The following is a 12933-nucleotide window of genomic DNA, read 5'->3' as shown; positions in this document are numbered from 1 at the left end:
GGGTCGGGCAATGAGGTGCGTTGAGGAGAACGGGCGGGTGACAGCGTTGCGAACGATGCAGTCACCCGCATTTCTGTTCCTTTATGCGCTTGCCTACGCCGGCGGCGTCATTGCTTACACCCCCTTTCTGATGCTCGTGCTGCCAGCGCGCGTGTCGGAGCTGGCGGGTCCCGAGAGTATTCGCTGGCTTGGCTATATCGTCTTCGCAGGAGCAGCCGCGGCGAGCCTATCGGGGATATTCTCGGGATGGCTGAGCGACAGGTTGCGCAGCCGCAGGGGATGCGTCGCGGCAGGGCTGGCCTCGACCATCATCCTTCAGCTCGCGATGGTGCGATGCGAGACGATCTTCGCGCTGCTCTGGATGGTCGTCGCATGGCAAATCGCACTCAATCTGATGCTGGTACCGCTGATCGCCTGGGCGGGCGATCGCGTGACCGCGTCGATCGGGTTCCCGCCATGGCGGCTATCCCGTCCCCGGATTTCTTAGCGGCCTGTCTGAAATCGGCCAGATTCATATAGTTCCTCTATGGCCCGGAGCTACCGCTCGCCGTCACCGGGTCCGACTTTTGTGCGAGCTCATCAATCTGGATGTTTGCGCCATGCTTGATCAGCAGCTTGCCGTTTTCGCGCACCAGGACGAGGGTCATGCGATCGCGGCTTGGCGGAACGCGCACACCGGCAGGCGTGGTAAAGGCGCCGACGGACCATCGGATGACGGCGACGGCGGCTCCCCCCGGTAGCGCGGCGATCGATTCGATTTCTTCCAGCGCCAAGGGCACGCCCTTGAACATGATGTCGAAGAAGATGCGGTGCGCCTTGTCGACCTCGGCCTTGCCGCGCCAGTGCATGCCGACGATGTTCACCCAATGAACATCGTCAGTGTAGAGGGCAGTCATGGCGTCCATGTCCGAGCTGTTCCATGCATTGGCGTAGTCCGCTGCCAGTCTCGTGACGCCGTCTTTTAGGTCAAAACCCGTCATTTCATTTCCTTGCGCCGTGCCGGCGGTCATTGCTGCCGCAGCCAATCCCAACAACGCCTGCCGTCTGTCCATCGGTCTTCCTCGCTGCCTTGCCCATCCTAGTCCGGCAGAACTCGGACAAATTGAACAAATGCGTCATGGAACGGCGGACCAGTCGGCGTAAAATCTTCGCGGCGGCGCGCCGCCCAGCTGTCGGCTGTCCCGGATCAAGTGGGACTGATCCGCATATCCCGCCTCATAGGCTATGTCGGTCCAGCTTCGTTCCGGCGCCTCGGATTTGGCTTCTAACGCCGCACCGAAACGCACGGCCCTGGCAAAGACCTTTGGCGCGAGGCCGGTCTGATGTTCAAACCGCCGCGAAAACTGGCGATCGCTGAGGCCTGTCTGTCTTGCGAACTCACGGACGGGCGGGAGACCTCCCGATTCGATGACCGCTCTCGCGATCCGCGCAACGATGTCGACAGGCTTCGCACTACTCATGCGGTCTACCAGCCAGCGCTGCGCGGCGTCGACGCGCTCCGCAAAATCTTCAGCCTGCATGAGGTCGTCGCGAAGATGGTCGGCACTTCGTCCGATGAGGCTCTGAGCTTCGACACCCTGATCGGTAAGCTCGCTTGTCGCGATGCCAAACAGCGCGTTAAGCCCACCAGGCTGAAAGTGGATGGTGAAGACTTTCAGGGAGCCAGAAAGGTGGAGCCAAGTACCGGGACGACCTTGGGGCCCCACTATCGCCAACTCAGGAGCGGGACCGGCAGGCCTGCCATCGCGTGAAACCAGATATCGATCTTCGAGATAGAACTCGATCAACTGATCGACACGGGCGGGAAGCGGCACCGATAAGGATTGATCGCCAAGTTCAGCAGTTCGCTCCGCAAAGAAGCGAATATGATCGCCGAGAATAGCCGGCGGTCGATGCCTGCGGGTCCACATCAGGACATCATCTCGTTTGGAGGGCCATCGTCAAGCGAGAGTCGTTGTTCACTTAGTGCTTATCGCAATGGCCGCTTTTCGCAGCTTGCGCTGGACAACGGACGGACAACAAACGGCCATCATGCGCTCAAGATGATCTCTCTGGCATAAGCCGGGCGGTTGGCGCTTCATCGCTCCGCGCGGACTTGGTTGATGGTCTTTCCTGTCCATCGCCTGACGGCACGGCGCAGGTTCGCGCTGTCGCTGAAGCCGACTTTCCAGGCGACGTCGTCGACGCTCATCCGGGTGGTCTGCAGATACTCGATCGCAAGCTTGCGGCGAACATCATCGACGATTTCGCCATAGCTCGTGTCTTCTGCGGCGAGCCGACGGCGCAGGGTTCGCTCTTGCAATCCCAGCTGCTCCGCGATCGAGGTCATTGAGGCCGACTGGTTCGGGGCGAGCAGCAGGAGCTGATAGACCTCGCCGGACAATCCCGATGCGATCCGCGACTGGCCAATCAGCCGGTCGCAAGTCTCTTCGAGCATCGCTCTTGTGAGCCGGTTGCCGAGTTCTGGCGTCTGCTCAAGAATTCCGATCGGATAATGAAGTTCGTTGGCATCCTGTCCATAGGAACAGGGGCAGGACAAGGCCTGTTCGTCGGCGGATGTCTGCCCGTCTTCGGTCAAAGCGAATATCGCCTGCACGGGCAAATTGTCCGCCCCGGAGGTGTCCCGGATATGGGTGTAGGTCATCTTCATCTGCTGGCGAACGAGGAAGGTCCGGACCTCGTTGCTCATGACGTCGCGATAGATTTCCTCAAAACGCCAGATCGCGAACGCGCCTTCCGTCCGCCACCCCAGCCTCACCGTCGGCGTGGCGAGCGGTTGGTATCGCACAGCGAAGTCGAAGAACTCGCGCATCGTCGGCGAGCACATCAGCGCGTAGCCATACATGCCGTAGGCCGAAAGATGGAGCCGCGACCCGATTTCGAATGCGTCGCCGAATTGAGCGCCCGCGGCGACGATATTTTCGCACGCAACCAGATATTGGCCGATCGAGGTCAGTGTGTGGGGATCGCGTACATCCGCGAGTGTCAATCCCGTACGATCCAGAACTGTCTCGGGTTTGATGCCGCGGCGGGCGACGGCCTCAATGACGGTCGCCAACTTGAAAGGCGCAAAGATTCGCTGGTTCAGCGAAGGAAAACCGGCGCGCGTGCTGCTGGTCCCAGCCCCTATCTGCGGGTCGACAATCGACATCGTCTCTCTCTCTCTACCTTGTCCGCTAAAGACACATCGTTGTCCGTCCGGGCGCTTACAAACCTCTCTGGCAGACCATAAGCAGGGCATCAAGTCGGCAAAGTCCGGCCGCGGCCCCGGCCGCATTCGAAGAGCGAGGGAGAGGACCATCATGTCGAACAACATCCTATTCATGGCGGGCCGCGCATGTCTGCTATCGGGCTCCGCAATCGCGGCGGTGCTTCTCGTGCCGACGGCCGCGCGGGCCCAGTCGGCCGAAGACAGCACGCAGTCGAACGCGGACGGCGAAGCTGACACCGAAATCGTCGTGACCGGCACAAGCATTCGCGGCATCCCGCCGACGGGGTCGGGGCTCATTGGCGTCACGCGTGAGGATGCGAAGCTGATCGGCGCGGCGAGCACCCCCGAACTGCTCGCAACCGTCCCGCAACTCAACAGCTTCAACACGGCGCCGCGTACCAGCAATGGCGGGCTGGGATCCTTCGCGCCGGGCCTTCGCGGACTCCCGCCTGCCGCCACCTTGCCGCTGATGAATGGGCATCGCCTGATCTCGGGGAGTACGCAGCAGACCAACCCCGACTATCCGTTTCTTCCCGAACTCGCGATCGAGCGGGTCGAGATCGTCGCCGACGGGGCGTCGGCCATCTACGGCTCGGATGCCGTGGCCGGCGTCGTCAACTTCATCACCCGGAAACGCGTGTCGGGATTGGAGGCGAATGTCCGCTACGGCTTCGCAGACGACTATCACGCCTTCAATGCGGGCGGCATCTTCGGCCATGACTGGGGTAGCGGCTCGTTTGTCGCGGCCTATCAATATTCCGAGAACAGCAATATCACTGGCGCCGACCGGCGGTATCGCTCGCTTGACTTCCGCGCCGCAGGCGGCGTCGATACGCGCTCGGCCGTCTGTCCGGATGCGAACGTCAATCTGTTCACCGGCACGATCTATGCTGCGCCCAGCCTGGCGCCGGGGCTCAACACCTGCGACCCGCGCGGGCCGGTCGATCTTGTGCCGGAAAACCGCACCCACGCCGCCTTCGTCTCGGCGCGCCAAGACCTGTCCTCGAACGTGACCCTTTGGGCCGATCTCCTTTACTCTGATCGACGGGATATCGTTCAGGCTGCGCTGCCCGGGCAGACCTTTGTCTTGATCACCGCGGCCAATCCCTTCTTCCGGGCTCCGCCAGGCACCGGGGCGACATTTGAATTTGTCGACTTCAGGCCCGACAACCTGGTTGGCGCGGATCATTTCGACCAGACATTCCGCGTCAGGAGCGGGAACGCCACGGCCGGGCTCGACATCAAATTGCCGGGCGACTTCAAGGCCAGCGTTTTCGGAACGTTTAACTGGGCGCGAAACGACACCTTCCAGCCCGGCATCAACACCACCGCCCTGACGGCAGCGGCAGCCGGCACGACGACCGCGACGGCGCTTGACCCGTTCGGTACCCGCACCAATCCGGCGGTTGTCGCCGCCATTCTCGACAATCCGACCGATTTCACCAACCGCCAGCGCACCCGGATCGGCGCCGTGAAGATCGACGGACCGCTGGCCAACCTGCCGGGCGGAGATCTCAAGGTCGCGCTTGGCGCCGAATATCGGCGCGAAACCTACATGCAGCGCGGATCGAGCGGAGGCGTCGGCTTTCCGGAAGATCTGAGCCGCAACATCGCGTCGGTCTATGGCGAGCTGTTCGTGCCGATCGTCGGCGAGGGCAATGCGGGGCCGATGGCCCATAGCCTCGCCCTGTCGCTCTCAGGGCGCTACGATCATTACAGCGACTTCGGCTCGACGACCAATCCGAAGGTCGGCATCACCTGGGAACCCGTCGAAGGCGTCAATTTGCGCGGCAGTTACGGCCGGTCGTTCCGGGCGCCCGGACTTCGCGACCTCGGCTCGACTGTCGGCTCCTATTATGCCGCAGCGGCGCTGGTCGACGCCTTCGGCGTGCGCGATCCCTTGCGCGGGGCAACGCAGGTCAACACGATGCTGCTCTTCGGCGGCAACCAGAATCTGAAGCCGGAAAAAGCCCGCACCTTCTCGTTCGGGCTTGACCTGAAGCCGGCCTTTGCGCCGGGGCTGACGGCCGGTGCGACTTTCTATGACATCAGATACCGTGATGTGATCGGAACGCCGTCGGGCCTCGGCGCGCTTGTGTTCACCGATCCTACCTTCGCTTCGCTGGTCATCCGCGACCCCAGCGCTGCGCAGGTCACGTCCGCGATTACGAACACCGTTCCCTTCTTCTATACCTTCTCGGCGGTTCCGACGATCGGCAACATATTGGACCTGCGCCAAGGCAATTTCGGTATTCGCAAGACGAACGGCATCGATTTCGACGTGCGGTATCGGCATTCGGCTGACTTTGGGACAATCTTTGGCGGGATCGCCGGCAATTATATTCTGAAGTATCGCACCCAATTGTCGCCAACCTCGGCGGTCAGCAATTCGCTCGACGCCGGCATCCCGCGCACGACGCTGCGCACGACGCTCGGTGTCACGGCGGGTCCCGTGACGTTCGTCAATTTCGTCAATCATCGCAGCGGCGTTACCGCCTCCTTCGCAACCCCGACCGGTACGAGCCTTTATCAATCGAAGAGCTACACGACGGTGGACCTGCGCCTTTCGGTCAAGCTGCCCGATACGGGATTTATGAAGGGCACCGAGATCGGCCTTCAGATCAACGATCTGTTCGACAAGACGCCGCCCTATTTCCCGGGAACCGACGGCATCGGGGGTACCTATAATGCGATCGGTCGCTATGCAGCCATGAGCCTCCGAACCGCCTTCTGACGTCTCGCCTTCGGCGCCGCCCCGGGGGGTGCGGCGCCGGGTCAACACCCGATCCCACCCGCGATTTGAACAAGGTTCCGCCACGCGATGACTCATGCCAGTACCAGCGCAAATCCTCCGGGTCCGGTTCCGCAGATGCGCCTGTACTCAGATTGGCTCAAGGCGACGCACGGCCTCGAGTTCGCCAACTTCGAGGATTTGCGGCGCTGGTCGGTGAACGACCTCGAAGCCTTCTGGCGCAGCATCTGGGACTATGATGGAATCGAATCTGCGGCACCGTTCACCGCCGTGCTGAGCGACGACGCCATGCCGCACGCGCGCTGGTTCGAGGGCGCCGAAGTCAGTTATGCGCGCCATATATTCCGGCACGCGGCCGCAGCCGACGAGGCCGGCCAGCCGGCGATTGTCGCCATGAACGAGCGCGGCGACACCGTTGAGCTGAGCTGGGCTGAGCTTCGCCGGCAGGCGGCGTCGCTGGCGCTTGAACTGCGCCGGAACGGGATAGGGAAGGGGGATAGGGTTGCGGCCTACCTGCCCAACATTCCGGCGGCAGTCATCGGCCTGCTCGCCTCGGTGAGCCTCGGCGCGATCTGGACACTCTGCTCGCCCGACATGGGAACGAGCGCGGTGCTCGACCGATTGCGGCAGACCAAGCCCAAGGCCCTGATTGCGGTCGACGGCGTCCTGTATGCGGGCAAGGCGATGGACCGTAGCGCTGCCGTCGCCGAAATATGCGCTGAGTTGCCGTGTATCGAGCGATTGTTCCTTGTTACCAGCGGATATGGGGCGGCTGCCGTGTCCGGCGCGCTCGACTTTGCCGAGGTGGTCGGCCGCGCCGATGCCGCGGTGGCGGCATTCGAACCCGAGTGGCTGCCCTTCGATCATCCGCTATGGATCCTCTACTCGAGCGGGACGACCGGGTTGCCCAAGGCGATCGTGCACGGGCACGGCGGTGTACTCCTCGCGACCGCCGCCGGCCGGCTCCATTTCGATCTCGGGCCGAGCTATTCCGCGAACAACTTCGGCGACCGGTTTCACTGGTTCAGCGCAACGGGCTGGGTCATGTGGAATATCCAGGTCGGCGGATTGCTCAGTGGCACGACCATCTGCATCTTCGACGGCTCGCCGAGCGGCACGAAAGCCGATCCCGACTGGAGCCGGCTCTGGGACTTTGCCGCGCGGAGCGGCGTGACCTGGTTCGGCGCCGGCGCCGCCTTTTTCGCAAGTTGCCGCAAGGCGGGTCTCGATCTGGCAGGTCTCGGGGGTCTTGGAGAAATCCGGGCACTCGGCAGTACCGGTTCGCCGCTTCCCCCCGACGTGCAGCGCTGGGGATCGGCCGAGTTCGAAGCTGCCGGCCGACCCGGCATCTGGTGGTGCAATGTCAGCGGCGGAACCGAAATTGCCGCCGCGTTCATGGCCGGAAATCCCGAATTGCCCGACACGCCGGGCAGGCTGCAATGCCGTCATCTCGGCGCCGCGATCGAGGCATGGGACGAGAACGGCCGGCCCGTGATCGACGAGGTCGGCGAGCTTGTTTGCGCGCGGCCCTTCCCCAGCATGCCGCTCTATTTCTGGGGCGACGAGGACGGAAGTCGCTACCATGAATCCTATTTTTCCGAATGGCCGGGTATCTGGCGCCATGGTGACTGGCTCACGATCGGTATCGACGGCGGCTGCACTATCTCGGGCCGCAGCGACGCGACGATCAACCGGCACGGGCTGCGCATGGGCACGGCCGAGATCTATGCGGCAGTCGAAGGTCTGCCGGGCGTTGCCGATACGATGATCATCGATGTCGAGGATGGCGCGGGTGGCAGCGAGCTCATCATGTTCGTCGTTCCCGATGAGGGAGGGGAGCTTCATACCGAAACCGAAGCGGCGATCGCATCAGCCATCCGCACCAGCCTCTCGCCGCGCTTCGTGCCCGATCGTCTGATTGCGGCACCGGCAATTCCCCTGACGCTATCTGGCAAGAAGCAGGAACTTCCCATCAAGCGACTGTTTGCCGGCTGGCCGGTGTCCAAGGTGATCAATGCCGACGCGACCGCGACGCCCGAAATTCTGCCCTGGTATATCGACCAGGCCCGGCGCTGGCGGCGGACGGGAGATGCCGCATGAAGGCCGCGGTCGTCGGAGCAGGGCTGATGGGCGCGGAAATCGCGCTTGTGTTTGCATTGGCCGGACATGATGTCCTGCTGAACGATCTGTCGGAGGAGGCCCTCGATCGCGCGATGGTGCGGCTCGGCAGCCTGGTCGAGAAGGGCATATCGCGGCAAATCTATGAAGCCGATAACGCACATAAAGCACTGACCCTGATCCGGCCGACCACGGACATAGCGGATCTTGCCGATCGCGATCTCGTCACCGAGGCGGTGTTCGAAGCGCTCGATGCCAAGGTTGCTGTCCTCGGTACGCTAGACACCCTGTGTGCTCCGCACTGCATCCTCGCGTCGAACACGTCGACGCTGCCGATATCGACGCTTGCCGCCGCGTTGCAGCCCGAGCGCCGACCCCTCTTTCTCGGGACCCACTATTTCTCGCCGGTATCGCGCATGCAACTCGTCGAGATCATCCCGGCCTTCGGCACCGACCGCGCGGCGGTCGAGCAGGTTTCGGCGTGGCTGGAAGGCGTCGGCAAACATCCGGTCGAGATCAAGGATGTCGCCGGCTTCGCCGTCAACCGTATGCTGCACGCCTTTCTCATCGAGGCGGTCCGTCTCGTGGAAGAAGGGGTGGCAACGCCCGCCGATCTCGATACGGCGTGCCGCCTCGGGCTCGGGCATCCGGTCGGGCCGTTCGCCATGATGGATCTCGTCACGTCGGATCTTTGCGTCCAGGTGCAGGACATATTGCATGATGCCTATGGCGAGCGGTTCAGGCCTCCGGCGCTGCTCAAACAGCGCGTCGCGGCGGGGCTGGGCGGCGGCAAGGGGCGCGCGGGCTGGGTGCAGAACGGATAAAGAGCAGCGAAGGGAGGAGGCTTATGGACAGCATGCAACATCGGGGCGGAGCCGCGCCCACTGTTCCCCGCGAGGCGGGCAACCGGGGACTGGCGCTCGGCATGCTCTGCTTCGTCTATGTGCTGAACTTCCTCGACCGGCAGCTCGTATCGATCCTTGCAAAGCCGATTCAGGACAGCCTCCAGATCAGCGACAGCCAACTCGGCCGGATCACGGGCTTCTATTTCGCACTCTTCTATTGCTTCATTGCCATCCCGGTCGGGTGGCTCGCGGACCGTACGAACCGGGTAAAGGTTCTCTCGATCGCCTGCGGCCTGTGGAGCGCCGCAACCGCCGCGTGCGGCATGGCCGCCAATTATGGCCAGCTTGTCGTTGCGCGCATGGCGGTCGGCGTCGGAGAGGCGGGCGGGGTGCCGCCATCCTATGCGATTATCTCGGACACTTATCCCCGCGAGCAGCGCGGCACCGCCATGGGCATTTTCAATCTCGGGCCGCCACTCGGTTCGGCGCTCGGCGTCGCCTTCGGCGCATCGCTGGCTGCCGCCTATGACTGGCGCATCCCCTTCTATGTGGTGGGTGCGATCGGCGTGCTCACCGCCATCATCGTCTATCTGGTCATTCCCGAGCCCGAACGCGGCCGTTTCGATCCGGTGCCGGCGCCGACGGCGACTGCCGCTCCCGCACAAAGCTTCGGATCGGCGATCCGTGCCTTCTTCGGCAACCGCGTTTTGGCCGTCGCGGCGCTGGCGAGTGGTGCGGCCAACTTCATCACCTATGGCCTCAGCAATTTTGCGACCCTCTTCCTCATGCGCGAGAAGGGGATGACGCTCGAAGATGTCGCGATCTGGTATGCGCTGGCGGTCGGGTTCGGAATGGGCGCCGGCATCTTCGTCGCCGGTCGGCTGATCGACCGCTTCGCCGTGAAGAACAAGGCCGCCTATGCCAGCATTCCGGCGCTCTCGCTGCTCCTCGCTTTGCCATTCTTTCTCGGCTTTGCGGCTGCCGATCGCTGGGAGACCGCGCTCGCCCTGCTGTTCGTGCCGCTCTTCCTCAACTCCTTCTTTCTTCCCGCGACGGTCACCTTCGTTCAAGGCGAAGTCGATCCCGGCGCCCGGGTGATTTCGGGCGCCTTGCTGCTCCTCGTCATGAACCTGATCGGCCTTGGCCTAGGACCGACCTTCGTCGGTATGGCGAGCGATTATTTCCGTGCCGACCATGGCGAGCATGCGTTGCGGATGGCCTATTATGCGCTGGCGCCGATGTATCTCGTCGCCGCGCTGCTCTTCGTCTGGCTCGCCCGGTTGATCCGGAAATCGGAGACCGGCCCGGCGGACACATCAATTCTCGGGAGGCAATAATGAGGCGGATATCTGGCATCGTCCTGCTGGCGGGCGTCGCGGCGGGATCGCTGGTTCCGGTGAACGTTGCGGCGAAAGCGCCGGTTTCCAGGGCAGTGTCCGCGATCGAGGCGCCCGAGGCGCGATGCGCGAGCCTCGCCGGTCTCAAGCTTGCCGACACCAGCATAACGAGCGCGGTCCTTGTGCCGGGCAAAGCGGCGGAGACGTCGATCGCCGGCGATACGGCGGGATATCGCAGCTTCTGCCGTGTCGTCGCGCACGTCCGTTCAGCGCCCGGGTCCGACATCGGCGTCGAAATCTGGTTGCCATTGGAGGGATGGGCCGGCGTCTTCCATGGCAATGGCAACGGAGGCTTCGCCGGCATACTCGCGGGCGGCTATTCGGGGATGGCGGATGGTCTGCGGCGCGGCTTTGCGACCGCGACGACCGATGCCGGGACGGCGCCCGCGACGCCGCTGGAGGGCGATGCCCTCATAGGCCATGACCGCAAATGGCGCGACTGGGGACGGCTCTCGACCCATGTCATGACCACCACCGGCAAGGCGATCACCAATGCCTTCTATGGTCAGGCGGCGAAACGCTCCTATTACACCGGCTGCTCGACCGGTGGACAGCAGGGGCTCATAGAGGCGCTCTATTATCCTGAAGACTATGACGGGATTCTCGTCGGCGCGCCGGTCATGAACCGGACCTGGGGCCATGCCGCGGTCTTATGGGACTATGCCGCCGCGCATCGCACGCCGGGCAGCCTGCTATCGGATACCAAGCTCAGACTGCTGAACAAGGCCGCGGTCGCTACCTGCTGGAAGCAGGGGCACGGCCTTGCGGGCGACCGGTTCGTCTCGGATCCGATGAGCTGCACATTCGATCCCGCTGTCCTCGCTTGCAAGGGCGGGGCGTCCGACGCTTGTCTCACGCCGGCTGAGGTCGAGACCGCCCGCGCTTTTTACTCGGGTCCACGAACCGCGGAAGGCAAGACAAGCTACTTCGGCTGGTTGCCCGGTAGCGAGATGCCCGACACCTTCGGCTGGGCTTTTCTCCAGAAGCCGATCAACGAACAACCGCCTTTCGGCGCCCTGTTCAAATGGGTGTTCGGCGCGGACTGGGACTGGAAGAGCTTTGACTTCGACCGCGACATGCCGCTGGTCGATCGGCGTTTGGACGCGATCGTCAATGATGCGACGCGCGGCAGTCTCAAGGCATTTGCCGCCCGCGGCGGCAAGCTGATCGTCTATCATGGGCTCGCCGATACGCTCGTCGCGCCGGGGCAGTCGGTCGCCTTTTACGAACGGCATGCGAAGGATTTCGGCGGCGTGGACAATCTGGCAAATAATGCGCGCCTGTTCCTCGCACCTGGTATGATGCATTGCGGCGGTGGCGCCGGTCCCGATGCCTTCAATGGCACGCTCGGTATCCCGCCGCAGCCGCCCGGCTATGACGCGGGACACGACATTTTCTCGGCGCTGATCGACTGGGCCGATGGCGGCAAGGCGCCTGAGAGCATCATCGCGACGAAGTTCGCGAGCGACGATGCCGGAAAGGTGGAAATGCAGCGGCCGCTGTGTTCCTATCCCAAAAAAGCAGTATACCGCGGCTGGGGTTCGACCACTTCAGCGAGGAATTTCAGCTGCGCCGCGCCGGGCGCGCGTTGAGGGACGGATGCTGAACCGCAGGGAGTTTTCGGGTCTCGTTGCGACGGGCTCGGTAGCGTCGGTCGCCGTGCCTGCCTTAGCGTCCGCGCCAGATACCGAAGGGACGATAGGGTTTCACAATTTGGCGTCGTCCAACGTGCCGGGCGATGTCGGCGTCGCGATCTATGAACCGCCGGGCTATGATGCCGCGCGCGCGGACGCGTACCCGCTGCTTCTTTGGCTCCATGGGGGAATGGCAGCGAGAAAGATATACTCTTCTTCAAGAGCGTCTTCGACCGCGAAATTGCATCTGGCCGCGTGCCGCCGCTCGTCATCGCGACCCCGAGCGGGCGCCGCTCGCTCTATATGGACTTCCTCGACAGTAGCGAGCGCTGGGAAAGCTATATCCTTTCCGATGTGCTGCCCTTCGTTCGCCGGTCGGCGCATGTCGAAGTGTTACGCGAGCGGACCTTCATCGGAGGCGTATCGATGGGCGGCCTCGGCAGCCTCCGGATCGCGTTCAAGCATCCTGAATTGTTTGCCGGCGTCATCGCGCTCGAGCCTGCGATCGAGGCGGCGCTGGAATGGACAGGGGCGGGGACAGAGACGCGCTTCTGGCGGCCGGAGCGCGCCTTGCGTCCGATGTTCGGCAACCCCGTCGATCGGGGCTATTGGGCGGCGAATAATCCCGCGACGATCGCGAGCGTTGCGCCCGGCCGATTGCTCGATCTTCGCATCTATATCGAGGTCGGCGACCAAGACGCGCTCTATCTCTACGAAGGTGCGGAATATCTGCACCGGATCCTGTTCGACGCCGGGCTCGCGCACGAATATCGACTGGTACACGGTGCCGATCATGTCGGCCCATCGCTCCTGCCGCGCATGGCAGATGCGCTGGGATTTCTTGGACGACAGCTGTCGCCGCCCGGCTGGATCGACCAAAACGTCCTGACCTTTCGCAGTGCGATGGATGAGGGCAAGCGCGCTGCCGGGATCGAGGTGGAGCAGGCCGATCCTCGCCGCCTGAACCATCGTTGAA

At 63.3% G+C, this 12933-nt stretch carries 10 protein-coding genes; 7 read left to right on the top strand and 3 right to left on the bottom strand.

Annotated features, from left to right (window positions below; all coding sequences use genetic code 11):
- Positions 1-55: 55 nt before the first annotated feature.
- Entirely contained in the window at positions 56-487 is a 432-nt protein-coding gene (locus ATE62_RS05060; protein ID WP_058818447.1) for a hypothetical protein, read from the top strand.
- A gap of 37 nt (positions 488-524) precedes the next feature.
- Here the strand turns inward: ATE62_RS05060 and ATE62_RS05055 are convergent, their stop codons facing one another.
- The 3 genes from ATE62_RS05055 to ATE62_RS05045 all read right to left on the bottom strand — a co-directional run bounded on the left by ATE62_RS05055 (position 525) and on the right by ATE62_RS05045 (position 3151).
- Complete coding sequence (locus ATE62_RS05055) at positions 525-1052, bottom strand: SgcJ/EcaC family oxidoreductase (RefSeq protein ID WP_082662612.1); 528 nt, start codon at positions 1050-1052, stop codon at positions 525-527.
- Between the two features lie 63 nt (positions 1053-1115).
- On the bottom strand, positions 1116-1910 hold the full coding sequence (locus ATE62_RS22780; RefSeq protein ID WP_082662611.1) for an AraC family transcriptional regulator: 795 nt from the start codon (positions 1908-1910) through the stop codon (positions 1116-1118).
- Positions 1911-2077: 167 nt separating this feature from the next.
- A complete protein-coding gene (locus ATE62_RS05045) occupies positions 2078-3151 on the bottom strand; it encodes an AraC family transcriptional regulator (RefSeq protein WP_058806915.1) in 1074 nt (357 codons plus the stop codon).
- A gap of 151 nt (positions 3152-3302) precedes the next feature.
- Between ATE62_RS05045 and ATE62_RS05040 the strand changes: the two genes are divergently transcribed.
- The 6 genes from ATE62_RS05040 to ATE62_RS05015 all read left to right on the top strand — a co-directional run bounded on the left by ATE62_RS05040 (position 3303) and on the right by ATE62_RS05015 (position 12932).
- Entirely contained in the window at positions 3303-5945 is a 2643-nt protein-coding gene (locus tag ATE62_RS05040; protein ID WP_058806914.1) for a TonB-dependent receptor plug domain-containing protein, read from the top strand.
- 87 nt (positions 5946-6032) lie between these two features.
- Positions 6033-8063, top strand: a complete 2031-nt coding sequence (locus ATE62_RS05035) for an acetoacetate--CoA ligase (RefSeq protein WP_058806912.1) — start codon at positions 6033-6035, stop codon at positions 8061-8063.
- The gene (locus ATE62_RS05030; protein WP_058806910.1) at positions 8060-8905 is read left to right on the top strand and encodes a 3-hydroxyacyl-CoA dehydrogenase family protein; all 846 of its coding nucleotides are present in this window, start codon (positions 8060-8062) and stop codon (positions 8903-8905) included. The genes ATE62_RS05035 and ATE62_RS05030 overlap by 4 nt, the downstream gene beginning before the upstream one ends.
- A 23-nt stretch (positions 8906-8928) precedes the next feature.
- Entirely contained in the window at positions 8929-10263 is a 1335-nt protein-coding gene (locus ATE62_RS05025; RefSeq protein WP_058806908.1) for a spinster family MFS transporter, read from the top strand.
- The gene (locus ATE62_RS05020; protein WP_058806906.1) at positions 10263-11915 is read left to right on the top strand and encodes a tannase/feruloyl esterase family alpha/beta hydrolase; all 1653 of its coding nucleotides are present in this window, start codon (positions 10263-10265) and stop codon (positions 11913-11915) included. The genes ATE62_RS05025 and ATE62_RS05020 overlap by 1 nt, the downstream gene beginning before the upstream one ends.
- Positions 11916-12212: 297 nt before the next feature.
- On the top strand, positions 12213-12932 hold the full coding sequence (locus ATE62_RS05015; RefSeq protein ID WP_058818446.1) for an alpha/beta hydrolase: 720 nt from the start codon (positions 12213-12215) through the stop codon (positions 12930-12932).
- Position 12933: the final 1 nt, after the last annotated feature.

Origin of the sequence: Sphingopyxis sp. HIX, assembly GCF_001468285.1 — a bacterium.
GTDB lineage: Bacteria > Pseudomonadota > Alphaproteobacteria > Sphingomonadales > Sphingomonadaceae > Sphingopyxis.
Note: the sequence above shows the minus strand (reverse complement) of the source record. Positions and strands in the feature narration are given on the sequence as shown.